Origin of the sequence: Solwaraspora sp. WMMA2101 (genome assembly GCF_049179175.1) — a bacterium.
Taxonomy (GTDB): domain Bacteria; phylum Actinomycetota; class Actinomycetes; order Mycobacteriales; family Micromonosporaceae; genus Micromonospora_E.
On sequence record NZ_JBMHMA010000006.1, the window covers coordinates 6328905 to 6350826 of the forward strand.

At 72.6% G+C, this 21922-nt stretch carries 13 protein-coding genes; 5 read left to right on the forward strand and 8 right to left on the reverse strand.

The window, feature by feature from the left end; all coding sequences use genetic code 11:
• Positions 1 to 274 precede the first annotated feature (274 nt).
• Positions 275 to 895: an NAD(P)H:quinone oxidoreductase gene (gene wrbA, locus ACN28F_RS29885; protein WP_289205774.1), complete on the forward strand. Its 621-nt coding sequence runs from the start codon at positions 275 to 277 to the stop codon at positions 893 to 895.
• A gap of 22 nt (positions 896 to 917) precedes the next feature.
• Here wrbA and ACN28F_RS29890 read toward each other — a convergent pair whose 3' ends face one another.
• Positions 918 to 2984: an anthranilate synthase family protein gene (locus ACN28F_RS29890; protein WP_289205775.1), complete on the reverse strand. Its 2067-nt coding sequence runs from the start codon at positions 2982 to 2984 to the stop codon at positions 918 to 920.
• A 204-nt stretch (positions 2985 to 3188) separates the two neighbouring features.
• Here ACN28F_RS29890 and ACN28F_RS29895 point away from each other — a divergent pair, with 204 nt between their 5' ends.
• From ACN28F_RS29895 to ACN28F_RS29905, 3 genes are all read left to right on the forward strand, one after another.
• Complete coding sequence (locus ACN28F_RS29895) at positions 3189 to 4604, forward strand: FGGY family carbohydrate kinase (RefSeq protein ID WP_421360853.1); 1416 nt, start codon at positions 3189 to 3191, stop codon at positions 4602 to 4604.
• 100 nt (positions 4605 to 4704) lie between these two features.
• Complete coding sequence (locus ACN28F_RS29900) at positions 4705 to 7413, forward strand: nitrate- and nitrite sensing domain-containing protein (RefSeq protein ID WP_421360854.1); 2709 nt, start codon at positions 4705 to 4707, stop codon at positions 7411 to 7413.
• A gap of 5 nt (positions 7414 to 7418) precedes the next feature.
• Positions 7419 to 7832 carry a roadblock/LC7 domain-containing protein gene (locus ACN28F_RS29905; protein WP_348775148.1) on the forward strand — a complete coding sequence of 138 codons (414 nt, stop codon included), beginning with the start codon at positions 7419 to 7421 and terminating at the stop codon, positions 7830 to 7832.
• 68 nt (positions 7833 to 7900) lie between these two features.
• Here the strand turns inward: ACN28F_RS29905 and ACN28F_RS29910 are convergent, their stop codons facing one another.
• Together ACN28F_RS29910 and ACN28F_RS29915 are read right to left on the reverse strand one after the other, a co-directional pair.
• Positions 7901 to 9439 carry a serine/threonine protein kinase gene (locus ACN28F_RS29910; RefSeq protein WP_289205778.1) on the reverse strand — a complete coding sequence of 513 codons (1539 nt, stop codon included), beginning with the start codon at positions 9437 to 9439 and terminating at the stop codon, positions 7901 to 7903.
• 143 nt (positions 9440 to 9582) lie between these two features.
• Positions 9583 to 11013 carry a GH1 family beta-glucosidase gene (locus tag ACN28F_RS29915; RefSeq protein ID WP_289205779.1) on the reverse strand — a complete coding sequence of 477 codons (1431 nt, stop codon included), beginning with the start codon at positions 11011 to 11013 and terminating at the stop codon, positions 9583 to 9585.
• Positions 11014 to 12003: 990 nt separating this feature from the next.
• Between ACN28F_RS29915 and ACN28F_RS29920 the strand changes: the two genes are divergently transcribed.
• Entirely contained in the window at positions 12004 to 14916 is a 2913-nt protein-coding gene (locus ACN28F_RS29920) for a glycoside hydrolase family 48 protein (RefSeq protein WP_421360857.1), read from the forward strand.
• A 260-nt stretch (positions 14917 to 15176) separates the two neighbouring features.
• Here the strand turns inward: ACN28F_RS29920 and ACN28F_RS29925 are convergent, their stop codons facing one another.
• From ACN28F_RS29925 to ACN28F_RS29945, 5 genes are all read right to left on the reverse strand, one after another.
• On the reverse strand, positions 15177 to 16310 hold the full coding sequence (locus ACN28F_RS29925) for a hypothetical protein (RefSeq protein WP_289205781.1): 1134 nt from the start codon (positions 16308 to 16310) through the stop codon (positions 15177 to 15179).
• Between the two features lie 225 nt (positions 16311 to 16535).
• Positions 16536 to 17285, reverse strand: coding sequence for a DUF3159 domain-containing protein (locus ACN28F_RS29930; protein WP_289205782.1), 750 nt, complete (start codon positions 17283 to 17285; stop codon positions 16536 to 16538).
• A 41-nt stretch (positions 17286 to 17326) separates the two neighbouring features.
• Positions 17327 to 19657, reverse strand: a complete 2331-nt coding sequence (locus ACN28F_RS29935) for a transglutaminaseTgpA domain-containing protein (RefSeq protein ID WP_421360859.1) — start codon at positions 19655 to 19657, stop codon at positions 17327 to 17329.
• Positions 19654 to 20826, reverse strand: coding sequence for a DUF58 domain-containing protein (locus tag ACN28F_RS29940; RefSeq protein WP_289205784.1), 1173 nt, complete (start codon positions 20824 to 20826; stop codon positions 19654 to 19656). The genes ACN28F_RS29935 and ACN28F_RS29940 overlap by 4 nt, the downstream gene beginning before the upstream one ends.
• A 10-nt stretch (positions 20827 to 20836) precedes the next feature.
• Positions 20837 to 21832 (reverse strand): AAA family ATPase, encoded by a 996-nt coding sequence (locus ACN28F_RS29945; protein WP_289205785.1) that lies wholly within the window; start codon positions 21830 to 21832, stop codon positions 20837 to 20839.
• Positions 21833 to 21922 lie beyond the last annotated feature (90 nt).

The window sequence follows — 21922 nt, forward strand, 5'->3', positions numbered from 1 at the left end:
CCAGAGTGGTGAGCAGTGGCGGCGGACGTTCGACGGCGGGAGCGCACCGTCGCCGGGCGACCGGCCTCAGCCGTCCACTGTCAGCGGTTGCCGTAGCCGAGCAGGCCGTCGACCAGCCCGGCCACGTCGGCGGCCCGGCGCACGTCCAGTCGAACGAACCGTCGTGTCGCGTGATGCCTCCGGACGGTGAGGTGGGCAGGTCCGACGTTTGCCACCGCGACAAACGGGTAGCGCGGTATCCGGGCAGCCCCGAGCCGAACCTAAGGAGTGACCCATGGAGGATCCGATCAAGCTGTCGGTGATCTACTACAGCGCGACCGGTACGACGCACAAGATGGCCCTGACGGCGGTCGAGGCCGCGGAGAAGGCCGGTGCCCAGGTTCGCCTGCGCAAGGTACGCGAACTGGCCCCGGAGGAGGCCGTCCGGTCCAACTCCGGCTGGCACGCCCACCGGATGGAGACCGAGGACGTCATGGAGGCCGAGATCGACGACCTGGCCTGGTCGGACGCGGTCATCTTCGGCACCCCCACCCGGTACGGTGTGATGGCCGCCCAGCTCAAGCAGTTCATCGACGGCAGCGGACCGCTGTGGGCCAAGGGTGCGCTGGTCAACAAGGTGTTCTCCGGGTTCTGCTCGACCGCGACCGCACACGGCGGGCAGGAGGCCACCCTGCTGTCGCTGTACACGGTCGTCTACCACTGGGGCGGGATCGTGGTCACCCCTGGCTACGTCGAGCCGAGCCAGTTCGTCGGCGGCAACCCGTACGGCGGCTCCCACACCAGCAACAACGGCGAGATCCCGCCGGACGACGCGGCGTTGACCGCGACCGCGCTGACCGCCCGACGGGTGGTCGAGATCGCCACGGCGGTCAAGCGGGGCCTGGCCGCGTCCTGACCCCACCTGACCGCTGTACGCCCTACCTCGCGGGCAGCCCCGTGGGGAGCAGCGCCACGAGCAGGTCCCGCAGGATCGCCAACCCGTCCGGGCTGAGCACCGACTCCGGATGGAACTGGACACCGGCGAATCCCGGCCCGACCAGCGCGTGCACGGCGCCGTCGGTGGCGTCGCGGCACAGCCGGACCGGACCGTGCCCGGTGACCAGCCGGTCGGCCGTCGCCGTAGCCGTGTAACTGGAGTAGAAGCCGACCCGTCGGCCCACGCCGAAGAAGTCGATCTCACGCTGCAGACCCTGGTACGGCGACGTCCGGCGGGTCACCGGCAGTCCCAGCCGGTCGGCCAGCACCTGGTGCCCCAGGCAGACGCCGAGCAGTGGCTGCCGGCGACCCAGCGCGGCGTCGACGATGTCGCGCAGTGCTGCCATCCTCGGCTGCGCCGGATCCCTCGGATCGCCCGGTCCGGGACCGGCCACCAGAATCTGGGCCGCGACCAGCGCGCCCGCGTCCACCCGGTCCCAGGCCGCCACCCGGACCCGCAGGCCCAACGCGCGCAGCAGATGGGCGAGCATCCCGGTGAAGCTGTCCTCGGCGTCGACCACGAGCACGTCCCGGTCACGCAGCCGGGGCTCGACCAGCGCCCCGGGAGCGCGCTGGTCGAGCCAGAAGCCGGCCAGCCGTGCGTTGCGGGCGGCCAGGGCGCGGACCACGTCCGGGTGTTCCGGCCGGGCGAGTGTGGCGAGCACCCCGGTGGCCGGGGACGCATCGGTGCCTGCTGCGTGACCGACCGGGCCGGCGGCGACGTCAGCCGGGTCGGCTGCTTCGGCGGCCGGGCCGGCCGGGTACCCGGCCGACGTCGGACCGACCACCGGCCCGGAGCGCAGACCGAGCGAGGCGAGCACCGCCGAGGCCTTGGCGTGGGTCTCGGCGACCTCGCCGGCCGGGGTCGAATGCCGTACCAGGGTCGCGCCGACCGGCACCCGCACCTCGCCGTCCATGGTGATCTCGGCCGCCCGGATCAGGATCGGCGCGTCCATGGTCTGCGCGCCGGTGTCGTCGTGGCCGAGCAGGGCCAGCACGCCCGCGTAGTAGCGCCGTCCACCGGGGGTGTAACGGGCGATGACCCGACAGGCGTTCTCGATCGGGCTGCCGGTGACGGTCGGCGCGAACATCGTCTGCCGCAGCACCTCGCGCACGTCGTGGCAGTTGCGGCCGGCGAGCAGATACTCGGTGTGGCTCAACCGGGACATCCGTTTGAGATACGGGCCGATGACCTGGCCGCCGTGCTTGGCCACCGTCGCCATCATCTTGAGCTCCTCGTCGAGGACCATGTAGAGCTCCTCGACCTCCTTGGGATCGTCGAGGAACGCCAACAACGTGGCGACGTCGGGTTCGCCGGACGGGTGCCGCAGCGTGCCACTGATCGGATTCATCATCGCCAGGCCGTCGCTGACGCTGACGTGGCGCTCCGGGGTGGCGCCGACGAGCACCCGGGCGCCGGTGTACACCAGGAACGTCCAGTAGGCGCCGCGTTCGTCGCACAGCAGCCGCCGCAACGCGCTGAACCCGGCGGCGATCGCTGCGGCGCGGCCGGGTCCGGCCAACGTGGCCCGGTAGGTGCGGTGCAGGACGAAGTTCGCACCGGCACCGTGGCCGATCTCGTCGCGCAGCACCCGGGCGACCAGATCGGCGTAGGCGTCGTCGTCGATGTCGAACCCGCCGACGGTGGTCGCGACCGGGGCGTCGGGCAGGGCGGCGACGACGTCGCGGACGGGCACCAGCTGACAGCCCGACACCTGGATGCACTCCAGCGGCACCCCGTCGTCGACATGGGCGAAGCCGCGTTCGGCGAGCTGCCGGTACGGGACCACCGCCAGGGTCGCCGGGCCAGTCGTCCCACCGGGATCGACCGGGATGTCCGCCAACCGGTCGACCTGCTGGGCGGTGCCGACCAGCACCTCCACCTGGTCGGCGTCGGCGCGGCGCAGCAGCGCGAACGGGCCGGGATCGGCGTCGGTGCGGGTAGCGGCCGGACCCGCGTCCGCGCCGGCGCCGACCGCGGCCAGCAGGCGGGACAGGTGATCGTTCATCGGGTTCCCCTCGGGGTGCGGGGCCGGCCCGACGAGAACGTGGACCCGGTGGGAATCCCGGACGGCCGCCTCGACGGGCGGCCGGATGGATGCGCGCTAGACGCGGGGCAGGGCCGCCTGATCGGCGGGCCACCAACGGCGAGTGAGCGCGAGCATGGCGAGAGCATACCGGTCGGGTGTCACGGCTGGGTACCGTAACCGACGATGAGCATCCTCGCCCTGGACCTCGGCACCTCTTCGGTGCGTGGCCTGATCCTGGACAATGCCGCCGTACCGCAGCCGGACGCGTTGGCCCGGCGCAGGGTCGCGCTCGCGGTCGACCGGGACGGAGCCGCCACCCTCGATCCGGCCGACTACCTCGCCGCTCTCATCGACTGTCTCGACGACCTCAACGCCGCAGGTCAGCTCGACGGCGTCGAGCTGGTCGCCACGGCCGCCCAATGGCATTCGGTGCTGCCGCTGGACGTCACCGGCGCGCCGATCGGTCCGCTGATGACCTGGCTCGACACCCGCCCGACCAGCCCACCCGGGTCGGTCGGGCCGGCCGACGCCGACGACTTCCACCAGCGCACCGGGGCCTGGTGGCACCGGTTCTACTGGACTGTCCGGCTGCCGTGGCTGCGCCGGCACTGGGGCGGCCGGCCGGCCCGGTTCGTCGGCCTGCCCGAGTACGTACTGGCCGGCCTGCTCGGCGCCGCCCCGATGTCGGTGTCGCAGGCGTCCGGCACCGGGATGCTCGACCTGGTCACCATGACCTGGGACGACGAGGCCGCCGAGTTGGCCGCCGTACGCCCCGGGGAGCTGCCGGAGCTCGCGCCGGCGCACTGGCGCGGGCAGCTGCGCGAGGAGTTCGCCCGCCGGTGGCCGGCCCTCGCCGGTGTGCCGTGGTCACCGCCGATCGGCGACGGCGCCGCCTCCAACATCGGCTCCGGCTGCCTCGACCCGACCCGGGCGGCGGTCACCGTCGGCACGTCGGCGGCGGTGCGGCTGGTCCAGCCCGCCGGGGCCGGCGTGCCGCTGCCGCCGCTACCCGACCAGTTGTGGCGCTACCGGGTCGACCACACCCGGATCGTCACCGGCCGGGCCTACTCCGCCGGCGGCAACCTGTTCGGCTGGGCCAACCGGGAACTGCGGCTGCCCCAGGGCGCGGAACTGGACCAGGCCCTCGATCTGATCGAACCCGGCGAAGGGGTGCCGGCCGATCCACGCTTCGGCGGTGACCGGCCGCCCGGACTTGCCCCCGCCGGGGTCGGCGAACTACGGGGACTCGGCTTCGGCACCACGGCGGTCGACATCCTCGCCGGCCTGATGGAAGGCGTCTGTCGGCAGGTCGCCGGTGACCTCGTCCAACTGGAGTCGATGGTGGACGCCCCGGTGGCGGAGGTGGTCCTCGGCGGGGGCGCGCTCGCCGCGTCCGGATGGTGGCGGCGGGCGTTCGGCACGGTTCTCGCTCCGCGGCAGGTCAGCTACATGCCAGAAGCGGAGGTCGGTGCGATCGGTGCCGCCCTCGTCGCTCTCGGTCGACATGACGGTCCGGGGCCGGCCCGCGACATCGGCCGGACGGACGATGGTGACTCGGCGAGTAAGCTACCCGCCAGTCAGCCGCTGTATCCTTCGTGAGTCTTCCCGCAGGTCGCCACGTTGACAGCGCAACCTGGCCTGGTTGGATGGACTCCGCTCCTCGGCCTGGCCGGTGCCGGGGAAACTGCGAGGAGGCGTGGTGGTTGCTCCCGGTGACCCGTCCGACAAAATGGTGTCCAGTCCACGCCGCCGTCCGCTCGACACCGACGGGGTGACCCCGCACCGTCGACGACTGCGCCTGCGACCCCGCGACTGGCGGATGGGGGCGAAACTCGCCGCCGTCCTGGTCGTCCCCTCGGTGGCGTTCCTCGTGGTCGCCTCGGTCCAGACCGGCTCCCTGGTGGGGCAGGCGACCGTGCTCAACGAGTTCGCCGACCAGGTCCGGGTCAGTGAGCAGGCCACCGCGTTGATCCACGAGTTGCAGCAGGAACGGGACCGGTCGGCCGGGGAACTCGCCGCCCGCGAAGGCGGCGCGTTGTTCGACCCGGCGGCCAGCAGCGAGGCGCTGCAGGAGCACTACGACGCCGTCGACCGGCGCATCGCCGACTTCCGTGCCGTCACCGATTCCCAGTCCGGCGGTGACGCCGCCTGGCAGGTGGCGTACAACGCGGTCCTGGAGTCGTTGACACAGCTGGTGCCGCTGCGGGCCTCGATCGCCAGCGGCGTGGTCGGCGCCGACACGGCCTTCGGCAACTACACCCGGGCCATCGAGGCGTTGCTGACCCTGATCGCCGAGCCGTCGCCGGGCCTGGAACGACCCGAACTGACCCAGGCCGTGCTGCGCAACGTACAGCTGTCCCGGGTCAAGGAGATGAGCTCGCGGATCCGGGCGGAGCTCTACGCCGCGGCCCGGGCCGGCGAATACAGCCCGGAGGCCCTGACCGGGTTGACCGACCTACGGGCCCAGCAACTGACCCTGCTGGCCGACTTCCGGATCACCGCCACGAGCAACCAGATCGCCCGCTACGAGCAGGTGACCGCCGACCCCCGGTTCGTCGCCGCCGTAGAGCTGGAGGAGACCACCATCGCCAGCGGCTCCGGCCCGGCGGCGGTGCTGGAGCCCAACGGATGGTGGACCGCCAGTCAGGACCGTCACCAGCTGCTGCGACAGATCGAAGCGACCGTGCTCGGCGACGCCATCCGGCTGGCCGACTCGCGCAGCGACCAGCAGCTGCAGCGCACCCTGCTGGTCGCCGGCGCGGTACTCAGCGTACTGTTCATCGCCCTGCTGACCTCGGTGGTGATCGGCCGGTCGATCGCCCGGTCGCTGCGGGCCCTGCGTGGCCAGGCGTTGCAGGTCGCCCAGCTGGACCTGCCGGAAGCCCTCGAACGGCTGCGTGCGGTGGACGCGGGGGTACCGCAGATCGACGTCGCGCCGGCGGCGGTCCGCACCCGCGACGAGGTCGGTGAGGTGGCCGAGGCGTTCGTCGCCGTGCACCGCAGCGCCGTCACCGTCGCGGTCGAGCAGGCGGTGATGCGTCGCAACGTCAACGCGATGTTCGTCAACCTGGCCCGCCGCAGTCAGGTGCTGGTGGAGCGGCAACTGGAGCTGCTCGACGAACTGGAGCGCGACGAGAGCGATCCGGACCAGCTGGAGTACCTGTTCAAGCTCGACCACCTGGCGGCCCGGATGCGCCGTAACGACGAGAGCCTGCTGGTGCTCGCCGGCACCGAGGCCAGCCGGCGGTGGGGCCGACCGGTGGCGTTGTCCGCCGTCACGCTGGCCGCCGCCGCCGAGATCGAGCAGTACCCGCGGATCCGCCACGACGTCGAGGAGCGGCTGCACATCGTCGGGCACGCGGTGGGCGACCTGGTCCACCTGCTCGCCGAACTGCTGGAGAACGCCACCGCCTTCTCCCCGCCGTACACCAACGTGCACGTCACTGGGCACGAGTACGCGCCCCAGGCGGTACTCATCGAGATCACCGACGAGGGCATGGGGATGTCCGCCGAGGCGATCGACCAGGCGAACGTGACGTTGGCCGAGCCGCCCGCCGCCGACGTCGCCGCCTCCGAGCGGATGGGTCTGTTCGTCGTCAGCCACCTGGCTGCCCGCCTCGGCGTGCGGGTGCGACTGCGGGCCGCCGCGCGGGGACTGGTGGCCAACGTCTGGCTGCCGGCGGCGGTCCTCGCCCCACCGCCCGAGCAGGACCTGCCGTACGCGGTGCCGGCGGGACGCAGGAACACCGACTATCCGACCCGGGAGATCCGTGCGGTCGGTGCGGCTGCCCGGGCCCTCCCGGACGAACCCGTCGCGGGTCGCCCGCCGGCCATCGTCGGCGCCGGCTTCGGCCCGGCGTTCGCCGCGCCGGCACCCCGCCAGCCCGGCGAGGCCGAGCCGGTGGTGGTGTCCGCTCCACCGGCGGTCGCCGGGCAGCGGCTCGCGGTGGCTCCCCAGCAGCGGGCGGCGTTGCCGGCCGGTCCGGTGGCGGCCACCGGTCGGACGGCACCGGTACGCCGGGCCGGCAAGCGCCCGACCTCGGCACGGGCCGAGGACATCCTCGCCTCGGCCGGCGGCGTCGCGGTGACCGGCACCGGCAGCGTCTGGTGGGAGCGGCAACGTGGGCCGATCGCCCCGCTGCCGCCGACCCCCGCGCCGCCGGTGGTGCCGGTCACCGCCGGGACCAGTGACAAGGGCCTGCCGGTACGGGTGCCGATGGCCTCGCTGCCGGTCGCGGCCGAACCCGTACCGCCTGCTCCGCAGGCACCCCGAGACGAACCGGACCCGGACGCGGTGAGCAGCATGCTGTCGAGCTTCTACGGCGGCGTGCGACGGGCCGAGTCCGAAGATCCCGGTGAGATGACCCTGGCGCCGGTCGGCCGCCGTGTTGAGGAGGAACGACAGTGAGAACGCTGAGCCAGGAGGCACGCGACCTCAGTTGGTTGGTGAGCGCGTTCGCCGAACGCGTGCCGGGAGTCGCCCACGCCATCGTGGTGTCGTCCGACGGGCTGCTCGTCGCGGTCTCGGACCACCTGCCACGTGACCACGCGGACAAGCTCGCCGCGGTCACCTCCGGGTTGATGAGCATCACCACCGGTGCCGCGCAGATGTTCGACAACGACGTGGTCAAGCAGACCGTGGTGGAGATGGGCCGTGGCTACTTTCTCATCATGAACATCCGGGACGGCTCGATCCTGGCCACCCTGGCGGCCAGTGACGCCGACATCGGCGTGGTCGGCTACGAGATGGCGCGGCTGGCCAAGCAGGCGGGGGAGATGCTGACCCCGGCGTTGCGCGCCGAACTCCAGCAGGCGCTGCCCCGCTGAACCGGCCGGCCATCGGGCCGGGTGGCGTGTCCGCCGGCCCGGTCACCGGCCCGGTGGCGTGCGCCGGTTCAGTCACCGGCCCGGGCCACCAGCGCGGCGAGCATCAGGTCCAGGCTGATCGCCACGTCGATGTCGACGGCGCCCGCCTGCCGGTGGTCGGCGAGCCGGGTCCGCAACTGACCCACCTGGCCGCGCAGGTGCTCGGTGGTGGTGCCGTCGGCGACCACGAGCCGCAGCTGGTCGACGGCGGTACGCAGGTCGACGGCCGCGTCGGCGCGGACCGATCCGGTCGCGGCGGCGTCGGCGACGGCCAGGTCGAACTGCTCGACGACCGACGCCGCCGCCACCAGCAGCTCGGGTGCGGCCAGCCCTGGCCCCACCGGTGTGGTGGACACCGGCGGGGTGCCCACCGCCGTCGGCGCCACCTGGCTGTCCTCGACCGGTGTCGGGGCGATCAGGAACGCGGCGGCGACGACCGTGGCCGCCATGAGCGCGGCCGCACCCGCGCCTGCCAGGCCGACCATGGCCAGTGCGGGCCGTCGACCGGGGCCGTCGGCGGTGCCGGCCGGCCCGGGGTCGGCTTCGACGACCGGTGACCGGGCCGAGACGGCCCGGGGTGGTCGGGCGGCGGCGACCCGGGCCGGGCCGGCCACTCCGGTGGCAGGAGTGCGTTCGACCAGGGTCCGGTCGCCGCGACGGGGCGCCCCGTCGACGACGCCGGGCCGAGCCGCCCTGCCGCTGGGGGCCGGGATCGGCAGGTCGACCTGCACACCGAGCAGAGCGTGCAACGCCGCCGCAGCCTCGGCGGCGCTCGGCCGGGCCGCCGGGTCGCGACGTAGGCAGGCCAGGCATAGGTCGGCCGCCGCCGGCGGCAGTCCGGGCGCGGCCGGCCGGACCGGGTCGGCCGCCCGCCGCAGCTGCTGCGCCGCTTCCGACCAGCTGCGCGCCGGTGACGGCGGCGAACCGGTCAGCATCTCGTAGTACAGGACGCCGAGGGCGTACACGTCGGCGGCCGGATGCGCCGGGCCGTGGCCGAGCAGCTCCGGAGCGGCGTACGTCGGGGTGCCGAGCAGCCAGCCGGCCTCCGGTGCGGGCGGGCCGTCCGGAGCCGGTGCACCGTCGACGACGGCGGCGATACCGAAGTCGAGGATCTTCGCCCCGGTGGCGGTCAGCATGACATTGCCGGGCTTGACGTCGCGGTGCACCACGCCGATGCGGTGGGCGGCGGCCAGCCCGCTGGCGACCTGCGCGGCGAGCCACCCGGCTGCTGGCCAGGGCAGCGGCCCGTCGGCGAGGCGTGCGGCCAGATTTTCCCCGTCCACCAGTTCGAGCACCAGGTACGGGACCACCTCGTCGCCGGCCAGACACGCCTCACCGTAGTCGTACACCTGGGTGACGTGCGGATGGGTGATCCGGGCCGCCGCACGGGCCTCCTGTCGACAGGCCGCGCGTACCGCTGGCGCGACCGGCGGCGTCAGGGCCTTGACCGCGACCGTCCGGTCGAGCAGTTCGTCGTCGGCCCGCCAGACCTGCGACATGCCGCCCAGCCCGATCAGGTCGGCGAGCACGTACCGGCGGTCCAACCGCAGACCGGGCGCGAACACCATGACCACAGTGTGTCGCCGCGCCGACGCGGTACGTGGGCGTTCCTCGCTTCCGGTCGCCGGGTTCCACCGGAGGGTGGACCTTGCGGGGGCGACAGGGCGGACCTTGCCGAGCCCGGCGACCGTGTCGAGCGGGTGGCCGCAGGTCAGACCGCGTGTTCGGTGATCACCCGCCGGTACCAGTGTGCGCTGCGCTTGAGGATCCGTCGTTGACTGGGATAGTCAACGTAGATCAGGCCCCAGCGCTGTTCGTACCCCTCGGCCCATTCGAAGTTGTCCATCAACGACCAGACGTGGTAGCTCTCCACCGGTACCCCGGTGCCGATCGCCCGGTGCACGGCCGCGAGGTGGTCGCGCAGGAACATGATCCGGCCCGGGTCGTCGACGGTGCCGTCGGCCCCGACGCGGTCCGGGGTCGGCAGCCCGTTCTCGGTGATCGTGATCGGCACCGCGCCGTAGTCGCGGTGCACCCTGGTCAACACGTCGAACATGCCGTCGGGGTAGATCTGCTGCCAGTCCGCCTCCGACGTGGTCCACCGGTTCACGGTGGTGCCGTCGGCGGTGACGTACAACGGGGTGTAGTACTGCACCGCGAGCAGATCCACCGGCGCCGCGATGATCTCCAGGTCACCGTCGCGGATGCCACGGGCCATCCGGCTGTCCGGGCCGAGGTCGGCCAGGACGTCGGCCGGGTAACTTGCCAGGAAGATGGAGTCGAGGTAGAGCCGGTTCTCGTACCCGTCGTAGAGGCGCGCCGCAGCGGCCGCGCCGGCGCTGTCGTCGGCGGGATAGCACGGATGCAGGTTCAGCGCGGGGCCGATCCGGCACGCCGTACGGCTGGCGCGCAGCGCCTGCACCGCCAGACCGTGCGCGAGTTGCAGGTGATGGGCGACCAGGTACGCGGCGTCCGGGTCGGGCAGGCCAGGCGCGTGGTGTCCGGTGAGGTACCCGTTCTGCACCACGGTCTTCGGCTCGTTGATCGTCAACCAGACCCCGACGGTGTCGCCGAGTGCCCGGAACAGGATCTCCGCGTACTCGGCGAACCGGTACGCCACGTCGCGCGACTCCCAGCCGCCGGTGTCCTGCAGGGCCTGGGGCAGGTCCCAGTGGAACAGCGTGGCCATCGGCGCGATGCCCCGGTCGAGCAGGCCGTCGACCAACCGGCGGTAGAAGTCCACGCCGCGCTGGTTCGGTGCGCCGGTGCCGTCCGGCTGGATCCGGGGCCAGGAGATGGAGAAGCGGTAGCTGTGCAGCCCGAGATCGCGCATCAGATCGAGGTCGGCGTCGTAGCGGTGGTAGTGGTCCGCGGCAAGGTCGCCGTTGTCGTCGCCACGGATGCGCCCGGGGGTGTGGCTGAAGGTGTCCCAGATCGATTCGCCGCGACCGTCCTCCTTGGCGCCACCCTCGATCTGGTACGCCGATGTCGCCGCGCCCCACTGGAAGCCGTCCGGGAAGTGCAGGCCCAGCGGTCGCTCCGGGGCGGGCCGCAGCTGCGGCGGCTCGGTGCCGGCGCCAGCCGGACCAGCGGCGGAGCGCTCTGCCCGGCGCTGCAGGTGCCGGTGGGAAAGTGCGGCCATCGGGACTCCTCGACAGTGGTATCCCTTCCACTGCTGATGCGGCACGGGCACGGTGTGCCGGACGGGGTCGCGTGAGTGGGGGATTCGGCTGACTGTGAACGGGCGAGGGAACGGCCTCGCCGCCGGGTGCGGTGGACCGGGAGGTGCCGTACGGGCGGGCACGTGACGGTCCGGACGTCGGCCGGACGGCGGCCCGGGTTGCCGGGTCGACCGATTCCCCGTGGTGATCAGAAAACTAGTGTGGGGACGGGGAGGGCAACCCCCGTCCCCACCATCAGTTGCTTCCACGCACGAGCGGTTTGGCGTCCAGGTCGTGCGTGACGCGCGGGAGCCGGGCCACGCTAGTGGCTCTGGATCCACCTCCTCTCCCGGGTGGTGTCCGCAACCGCCGACGGAGTCCGGGCTGGCCCGCCGGCGGTGGTGCGTCCGGTAGCGGCGCTCCGCCTCGGACGGCGGTGCACCGCAAGTACGGTGTAGCATCAACTACTGCCAAGTCTGTCGATGGAAGCGCTCCCATCGACGTTGGTTTTGGACTGTAGTCCCCGTCACGGGTTTGTGAAAGACCCAAAACGAGATCGAAACATGTCGGTAGGCGGTGTGGCGCGGGTCGCCGGTGCCCGCCCCGGGGTGAACGCCCAGCTCGGGCCGGTCAGATCCGCGTCCGAGGGCAAGGCCGTCGATGTTGCCACTTGATGCGGGAGCGCTCCCATGTAACACTGTCGACCATCGCGGTGGGAGCCAGCAGACCGCGCGACAGGGGTAGCCGAGGGCATCCGGCGTCACGCCGGTACGGCACCACGCACATGTTCCGGATTCGCCGGTTCAGGCGCTTCCGGCCGTACGCCAACCCCGGTCCGGGACGGGTTCCACCAACAAATCCGGCGCCTTGCGTCCCGCGCGCTGCTCCACGACATCGCCCACCGCGCATCAGGCGCCAAGCCGAGCCGTACCCCCACTGTCTCGGCCTGGTCCGCGAGGAGAACCCCGCACATGAGATTGACCGCTACGAGACGACGGTTGGCGATGCTCGCCGCCGGCGCGATGGTCGTCGGAGGTGTCGCCGTCGTCCCCGGCGTCGCCAACGCGGCCACCGCCTGCAACGTCGTCTATGCGACCAACGACTGGAACAACGGCTTCACCGCCAACGTGACGATCGAGAACCTTGGCGACCCGCTCACCGGCTGGACCCTGCGGTTCACCTTCCCCGGTAGCCAGCGGGTCACCCAGGGCTGGTCGGCCAACTGGACGCAGTCCGGCAACGTGGTGACCGCCACCAACGCCGGCTGGAACGGCAATCTCGCCACCGGCCAGTCGACCAGCATCGGCTTCAACGGAAGCCACACCGGGTCGAACCCCAAGCCCACCTCGTTCTCCATCAACGGCGTGACCTGCAACGGCGCCCAGCAGAACCAGCCACCGACAGTCGGCCTGACCGTCCCGTCGGGGCCCTTCACCGCCCCCGCCGACGTGCCGCTGACCGCCACCGCGAGCGACCCCGACGGCACCATCGACCGGGTCGAGTTCTACCGCAACGGGATGCTGGTCAACACCGACACCACCAGCCCGTACCAGTACGTCCTGGAGGACCTGCCCGCCGGCAGCTACACGGTCCAGGCCCGGGCGTACGACAACGCCGGTGCCACGGCGACGGCCGAACGGGCCTTCACCGTCGGCCGGGCCAACCCCGGTCCGACGTTGGTCGCGACCCCGTCGTCGGTCAGCGTCGACGAAGGCGGCAGCGCCACCTTCAACCTGCGGCTGAGTTCCGCGCCGACCGCGAACGTGCCGGTCACCCTGGCCATCGCCGGTGACAGCAGCATCACCCGGTCGCCGTCGTCGGTTACCCTCACCCCGAGCAACTGGAACACCGGGGCGACGGTCACCGTGTCGGCCGCCGAGGACGAGGACACCGTCAGCGGTGCGGCGACGATCACCGCGACGGCGACCGGTATCGCGCCGCTGTCCATCGTGGTGACCGAGATCGACAACGACTCGCCCGGTGGCGACAACGAGTACATCGAGCGCTTCCTGGAGCAGTACGGCAAGATCAAGAACTCCGGGTACTTCAGTCCCGAGGGTGTGCCGTACCACTCGATCGAGACGTTGATCGTCGAGGCCCCGGACCACGGCCACGAGACCACTTCGGAGGCGTTCAGCTTCTGGATCTGGCTGGAGGCCAGCTACGGCCGGGTCACCGAGAACTGGGCGCCGTTCAACAACGCCTGGACCGTGATGGAGCGCTACATCATCCCCGGTACGGCGGACCAGCCGACCGCAGGCGTCGCCGGCACCCCGCAGTACGCCGCCGAGTACCTGCAGCCGAACCAGTACCCGTCCCGGCTGAACCAGAACGTGCCGGTCGGCGTCGACCCGCTGCGCAACGAGCTGCAGTCGGCGTACGGCACCGGACAGATCTACGGCATGCACTGGCTGCTCGACGTCGACAACGTCTACGGGTTCGGTCGCTGCGGCGACGGCACCACCCGGCCGGCGTACATCAACACCTTCCAACGCGGCCCGCAGGAGTCGGTGTGGGAGACGGTTCCGCAGCCGTCCTGCGACACCAAGCGTCACGGCGGCCCTAACGGCTACCTCGACCTGTTCGTCGCCGAGGCCAACGCCCCGGCGTCACAGTGGAAGTACACCAACGCCCCCGACGCCGACGCCCGCGCGATCCAGGCCGCCTACTGGGCGCTGATCTGGGCCCGTGAGCAGGGCAAGCAGGCCGACGTCGCGGCGACCGTGGCCAAGGCCGCCCGGATGGGCGACTACCTGCGGTACGCGATGTTCGACAAGTACTTCAAGCGCATCGGCAACTGCGTCGGCGCGACCACCTGCCCGGCCGGTACCGGCAAGGACTCGGCGCACTACCTGATGTCCTGGTACTACGCCTGGGGTGGCGCCACCGACACCTCGGCGGCGTGGTCGTGGCGGATCGGTTCCAGCCACAACCACATGGGCTACCAGAACCCGTTCGCGGCCTGGGCGCTGACCAACGTTCCCGAGCTGCGTCCGCGCGGTGCCACGGCGAACCAGGACTGGACGCAGAGCTTCAACCGGCAGATGGAGTTCTACCAGTGGCTGCAGTCCGCCGACGGCGCGATCGCCGGTGGTGCCACCAACAGCTGGAACGGTTCCTACGCCCAGCCGCCGGCCGGCACCCCGACCTTCTACGGCATGTACTACACGGAGCACCCGGTCTACCACGACCCGGGCAGCAACGAGTGGTTCGGCATGCAGGTCTGGTCCCTGCAGCGGGTCGCTGAGGTCTACCACGTCACCGGCGACGCACGGGCCAAGCGGATCCTGGACAAGTGGGTCCCGTGGGCCATCTCGCACACCGAGATCGGCACCGGCGGGGAGTTCTCCATCCCGTCGACCATGCGGTGGAGCGGCGCGCCGGACACCTGGAACGCGACCAACCCCGGCGCCAACAGCAACCTGCGCGTCGAGGTCACCGGTTACGGCCAGGACGTCGGTGTCGCCTCCGCCTACGCCCGGACCCTGATGTGGTACGCGGCGCGATCGGGCAGCACCGCCGCCCGGGACACCGCCAAGGGTCTGCTGGACGCGTTGCACGCCAACGCCGGCCCGAAGGGTGTCACCACGGTGGAGACCCGGGGCGACTACCGCCGCTTCGACGACGTCTACAACGCCTCCACCGGACAGGGGCTCTACATCCCCAACGGCTGGCGGGGCACCATGCCCAACGGTGACGTCATCGAGCCGGGCAAGAGCTTCGTGGACATCCGATCCTTCTACAAGGACGACCCCGACTGGCCGAAGGTCGAGGCGTACCTCAACGGTGGACCGGAGCCGCAGTTCGAGTACCACCGGTTCTGGGCACAGTCGGACCTGGCGATGGCCTTCGCGGACTACGCCCTGCTGTTCCCGGGCAACTGATGGACCGGTGTCCGGGTGGGCGGCCGGCCCCGCCCACCCGGACACCTCGACACCCGCATCACCCACATACCAACCGCCCCACCCTCGCGAGTCGGGCACTCCGGTGACGGAGTGCCCGGACCGCCCGCAGACGGCCTGATTCCCACGGTCAGGCCCGCCCGTGGTGGGTCGGCCGGGATCGGCCAACGCAGCGATCCCGGTCGGCCCACCACACCTTCGGTTGGACGGTAGGCCGGCCGGCAGTTGCCGGAGCGGTCACGTCAGCGTCGGTAGCAGCGCCAGCTGAACGGATCCCGGCGGTCGCCGGCCTCGGCGTACGCCGGTTCCCCGTAGCGGGTGACGCAGGCCCGGCCGACGTCGAGATCGTGGTCGTCACTGGTCCACGGCCGGACACACTCCCAGTCGTTGCCGGACCCCGGCCAACTCCTGGGCCAGGCCATCCACGGGCCGCCGAAACGCTGCTTGCAGTAGTCGTCGAGCATCCGACGCAGGTCGTCGTCGGAGTCGGGGCCGAGCCGCACCGGAGCGGCCGCCGGAGGAGCCGCACTGGCCGGCGGCGGCGTGGGCACCGGAGTCGGCGCCACGGACGGGGCCGGCGACGACGGCGGCCGGGCGACGCCCTGCGGGTCACCCGCCGGTGCCGCCGGTTCGCCGTCGCGGCCCGCCCCAGCCGCCGGTGACACCTCGGTCGTCTGCGGGGTCGGCGGTGGTGCGGACTCGCTGACCGTCGGTGCCGGCGGCGACGGGGTCAGCGACGAGTCCGCCGGAGTCCAGGTCAGTCCGTTGCCGGACACGAACGGCGCCGAGCAGAGCAGCACCACCGTCGCGACCGCGCCCGCCGCCGCAACCCACCCGTACCGACGGACCACCGCGATGAACCGGTCCGGCTCGTCCGGTGGTGCCGTCGGCGTCGACCGGCTCGACGCACCCGCCGGGGTGGGGGTCGGGGCCGCTGCGGTCGCGACGTCCACCGGCTCCGGCTCCGGCTGTCGTGCCTGTGGCACCGGTTGTGGTGCCGGTTGTGGTGCCGATCGCGCCGGTTGTGGTGCCTGTGACGTGTGTGGTGCCGGTTGTGGTGCGCCGGCCGACGCGGCTGCGGGGGCCGGCGAGGCCGAACGGTTCGCCGCCGGCGCGGATCTGGGCCGGACGACCGGCTGCTCCACGGTCGGCTCGTCGAGTCCGTCGGCGGCGCGGTCCGCCGGACCAGCCTGCCGTTGCGGTGGACCGCCCGGTCGACGGACGATCGGTTGTTCGACCGTCGGCTCGTCGTAGCCTCCGGCGGCCACCCGGCCGCCGAGCACGTTCAGCTCGACCGTCGGTTGAGCGAGGGCACCTTCCGCAGCCGGGCCACCGCGTCCAGCGGCACCAGCAGGGTCAGCGGGTTTCTCGGCCACGAATCGCCGGCCTCCTCGGACAGGGACATTGGGACAGCGACGTCACTCTAGTCACACCCGAGGGGCGGTGGGTCAGGCGGCGAGCCCGTCGGCATCCGCAGATCGGCCGGACGGTCCTCGCCGGACGGTCCGTTGCCGGCGGCCGGGTGGCGAGGTGCCGGCAGCCGGCTGGCGCGGCCCCTGGCCCGGTCCGGGCGGCATCGTCAAAGCTGGCCGGGGGCGGCGTCAGGAGCCCGGTCGGGGCACACTGTCCGCGGTGTCGGTCACGCTGGCCGGCCGGGGTGCCGTGATCGGTGCCGTGGCCGGCGCCGGGTCAGCGGGGGACACCGTACTGGACCGGGGGTGACGTAAGCCAGGGTGCGTGGCCGGCAGTGACCGGCGGACGACCCACCAGCTCACCGCCAGGCAGGTGGCGACCAGTGGCCAGCTCAGCCCGGCCCGGGCGACCACCAGCGCCACGACCTGGTCGGCGTGGTACAGCGGGACGAAGACCGCGACCCGGACGACGTACTGACCGACCCACACCCAACTGCCGCGACCGTACGCCCGCAGCAGCTCCGGGTCACGCCGCCACCGGCCACGCTGGCCCAGCACCCCACCGACCACCACGCCCAGCAACGGCCAGCGCACCACGATGCTGACCATCCAGACCAACGCGCTCGCCGCGTTGGAAAGCAGTTGCAGCAGGAAGAAGTCGGTGGCCCGGCCGGTGTAGAGCGCGATGATCGCCGCCACACAGACCGCGAGCAGCCCGATCAGCACCGAGCGGGGCCGGTCGTCGCGGCGCAGCCGCAGCGCCGCGATCAGCACACCGGTGGCGACCGCCGCGATGACGCCGATCCAGATCGACTGCCCACCCAGCGCCCACCCGAGTCCGAACGCCACCGGTGGTGCGGTCGCGTCGACCGCGCCACGCCGACCGCCGAGCAGCTGTGCCAACGACTCTGTCCGGGTGTCCTCCGACGTTGCGGTCACCGTTCCGCCTCCCGTCCACCAACGCTTAGGTAAGCCTAACGTCAGTGGTGACCGCGCCGGTATGTCGGCGACCCTCGCCGGTGCCAGCGCAACGGCCCCGGATGCAGCGACCAGAGGATCCGTCGCCACCACGGGCGGCGCGAACGCAGCGCTGCCACGTACTCGGTGGCGTACGTCCCGGCCCTGGTCGCCTGCCCCTGGTCGGCCTGCCCGGGTGCGAACGTGGCGAGGTTCACCACCTCGGCGAGTGGTGCCAGGCTCGGCAGCGGCCCGCCCGGCAGCGACCCGCTGTGCCGGGTCACCTCACTGGCGGACAGATGTGCGCCGGCCGGATGACCAGCGAGCCGCAGGGCGTCGACCACCTCCAGCCAGGCCCCGGCGATCCGGTCCGCCGGTGCCCCGACTGCCAACCGGTGCCGCCGCTGCCGGCGGCGTAGGACCAGCACCGCGACGATTCCCCCGGCGAGGACGGCGACGATGGCGCCGCCGGCGGTGGAGATCAGCCACCCGTCGCCACGCGCGGGAGGCGACCCGCCTGCCGCCGCCGACGGGGGAGTGGGTGCCGCGTCGACCTCGGGCAGCGAGGTCGGCTCCACCGGCGGTGTCGACTCGACCGGCGCCGGCCGGAAATCCTCCTCGACCGGGCGGGGGGTGGAGTCCGGTCGAGGCAGTGGATCGAACGGTACCCAGCCGACACCGGCGAACAGCACCTCCGGCCAGGCGACCGCGTGCACGCCCTGCACCATCCCGCCACCGGGCGGCCCGACGAACCCGACGACGACCCGGGTCGGCAGGCCCATCAGCCGGCCGAGCAGGGCGTACGCGGTGGCGAACTGCTCGGAAGTGCCGCGTTGGCCGCCGGCATCGCGGGGGCCGAGCAGGAAGAAGCCCAGATTCGGGTACGCGTGCCCACTCGGCGCGTCGGCGACCAACCGGTAGTGCTCGGCGAGGAACTGTTCGGCGGCCAACGCACGCTGATACGGTGCACCGTTGTCCTCGGCGAGCTGCCGGGCCAGCCGGCTGATGTCGGCCGGTACGCCGTCGGCGACTCGCAGCACCCGCGCCACCGACTCGCCGGCCGGTACGTCGGCCGTGGTCAACGCGTTCAGCGCGGGCCGTGGCGGCACCGATTCGACCTGATAGCTCACCCCGGCGGTGAGCCCTTCCGGGTGCAGCAGGGTGCCGCTGGTCGCGTCGTAGGCGACCCGGACCCCGTCCACCCGCGACGGGGTCGGTATCGCGGGCAGCAGCCGACCGGTCAGCTGCGCGACGGTGATCCGCTGGCGGACCGGCCGACTCTCGGCGTGGGCCAGCGTGATCCCGTCCGACGGGGACTCCGGCAGGACCCGGCCGGCGTTGCGGTAGGTGCCGCCGACCCGCCAGGTCACTCCGTCGTAGTCGTGCAGCACCGCCAGCCGTAGCCGTGCCGGGCCGGCCTGTGCCGCCGGTCCGACCGGCGCTTCGTCGCTGCCGCCGGCGACGGCGGTGACCTGTACGTCGAACAACGGCTGGTCCGGGTTGAGCGCCCAACCGGAGATCCGACTCAACGGATTCTCGTCGAGACTGTCCACCTGCGGTGGGGTGACGTAGCGCCGGGGATCGACGCCGGTGGTGGCGATCCGGGCGACCAGCACCGGGGCGGTCAGCGCCACCACGAGAAGCACCGCACCGGCACCGGCGGCGGACAGCGCCGCCGAACGCAGCCGCAGCGCACCGACCCTCGTCGGCGTCGGCCGGCTCCCGCCCGACGCCGACGCGACACCCGCCTGCGGCGTCGCCGTCCCACCGGCGCGCGCCTCTGCGGTGAGAGCCAGACCGAGCGCCGTCGCCGCGATGAAACCGACCGCCGGCCAGTGTGCCGGCTCGGCGTTCGGGCCGACGACGAACACCGCGGCACCGAACAGCAGCACCGGCGGCAGGCAGCCGAGCAGCATCCGCCGGCCCCGGACCGCGAGCTCGGTCGCGGTGAAGCCGGCGAGCCAGCTGGCGACGACCGGCACCAGTACCGTGTCCGGCACCGGCTCCATCGGGATCATCGCGGTCAACAGCCGGGGTACACCGTTGACCGCGGCCTCGGCCAGCAGCACCGACACCGGACCAGGTAGCTCGGACCGACGCGCCGTCCACCACCCGGCGGCCAGCAGGTAGCCGGCCATCGACATCACCGACAGCGGAGCCACCTGCCAGTTCGGCAGCCGCCGGGCGACCGTGCCGACCACGACGGCGCTTCCGCCGGCACCGGCGACGAGCCAGGTGGCCACCGGCCCGTCATAGATCCGCCCGAGCAGGGCCGCCGCGCACCCGATCAGCACGATCAGCACCGCCGGCACCGCCAGCCGATCGACTCCGCTCCTGCGCCGGGTGCCGTTCACCGGGCACCCACCGCGTCCCAGCCGGCGGCGAACTCGGCACCGTCGGCGGCGTCGACGACCAGTACGCCGGCGAGCGGCACCGCGCCGGCCCCGGCTGCCGGGGCCGGCGTACCCGTGATCCGACCGACCAGCACCACCGGGAACACCGACTTCAGGGCACCGACGCGCGCGACGGCCTCGCTGTCGCCGGCACCGGTCAGGTAGACCAGCGTGTCGCCCGGCCGTTGCTGACGTAGCTGGTCGCAGACCTGCCGGACCGGGTCGGGTCCGGCGAGGCGCCCGGCCGGGGCCAACGTCACCGCGGCCAACCTGTCCAGCGGGTGGCCGTCGACGGGCGTCTGGTCCACCACCATCCGCAGCAGTACCGGCAGTTCCGCCCGGATCGCGGCGTCGACGACCGACGCGGCGGCCTCGCAGGCCGCCTCGAACGTGAGCGAACCGTCGCTGGTGCTGTCCGGGTGGGCGAGTATCCGGTTGTCCAGTAGCACCACCAGCCGGGGCAGGCTGGTGTCCACCTGCTCACGCACCATCAGCTGGCCGATCCGGGCGCTGGTGCGCCAGTGGACCCGACGGAGCTCGTCGCCGACGACGTACTCCCGCAGTAAGTCGAAGGTGATGCTGCCGTGCGGGACCCGGTCGATCTGCCCGTCGAGGCTGCGGGCGACCCCGGCCGGCACCGCCTGCAACGGGTGCACCTGCGGCCGGATCCAGACCTGGACCGGATCACCGTACCGGCGGGCCAGGGCGACCAGCCCGAACGGATCCCGGCGGGACACCTGCAGCGGGCCGACCGTCAGCACCGCGCGCCGGTCGGTCGGCACCGGGTAGCGCACTGTCGTCTGCGCCCCGGGTCGCAGTCTGACCAGCGGCACCGTGAGCCAGCGCGGTCCGCAGCGTTCCTCGGCGAGCAGACTCGCCGACCCCCAGCGGCGCTGGTTGTCGATCACCAGGGTCGCGACACACTCGTCGCCCCGGTTCACCCGGTCCGGCTGCACGCTGCGGCGTACCGCCAGACGAGGCTGCCAGGACACGGCGGCGGCGGCGTAGCCGATCACGACCAGCCCGGCGGCGCCGAGCAGCACCAGCTCGGCGTACCCGAGCACGGAGCCGACGACGGTGAGCAGCGCCGAAGCGACACCGAGGCCGAGACAGCGGGACGTGACGGTCATGGCGGCCGGCTCAGACCGGCGTCGGCGCGGGCTGGCCCGAGGGCAGCGGCACCGGCACCGCGCGGGTCGCCTCGGCGAGCACCTCGGCGGCGGTGACGCCCCGCAGTTGGGCGTCGGCGGTGAGCAGCAGCCGATGGGCGAACACCGGCTCCACCAGCGCCTTGAGATCCTCCGGCAGGACGAAGCCGCGCCCGTTGACGAGCGCGTACGCGCACGCGGCACGGGTCAACGCGATCACCCCCCGTGGACTGACCCCCACCCGGACCTGAGGATGTGACCGGGTGGCGGTGGCCAGCCGGACGGCGTACCCGTAGAGCGGGTCGGCGATGTGCACCCGCTGGGCCAACCGGATCAGCTCGCCGACGGTGGCGGTGTCGGTGACCGCTTCGAGTGCGTCCGGAGAGCGCAGCGTTGCGCCACGGAGCACCTCGATCTCGGTCTGTTCGTCGGGATAGCCCACCGACAACCGGACCAGGAAGCGGTCCAGTTGCGCCTCCGGCAGCCGGTACGTGCCGTCCATCTCGACCGGGTTCTGGGTGGCGACGACGAGGAACGGCCGGGGGACGGCGTGCCGCACCCCGTCGACGGTGACCGTCCGTTCCTCCATCACCTCCAGCAGCGCGGACTGGGTCTTCGGGGAGGCCCGGTTGATCTCGTCGGCGATGACGATGTTGGCGAACACCGGTCCCGGGTGGAACTCGAAACCCTGGGTCGACTGGTTGAAGATGGTCACCCCGGACACGTCGGCCGGCAGCAGATCGGGGGTGAACTGGATGCGCCGCCAGTGGCCGTGCACCGTGGCGGCGATCGCCCGGGCCAGCGTCGTCTTGCCCACCCCTGGTACGTCCTCCAGCAGCACGTGCCCCTGGGCGAACAGGGCCGTCAACGCGAGCCGGACCACCTCGGGTTTGCCCAGCACCACGGTGGCGATCCGGCTGGCAAGGCGGGTGGCGACCGAGGCGAAGCCGGCCACCTCGGACGGAGTCAAGGGTGCGGTCGCGGTCACGGGGTCGTTCTCCTTGCCGAGCGGATCGTGGCCGGTTGGGTGACCGGCCGGGCGTGCTGGGCCACGGCGGGCCGGGCTGACCACCCGGGC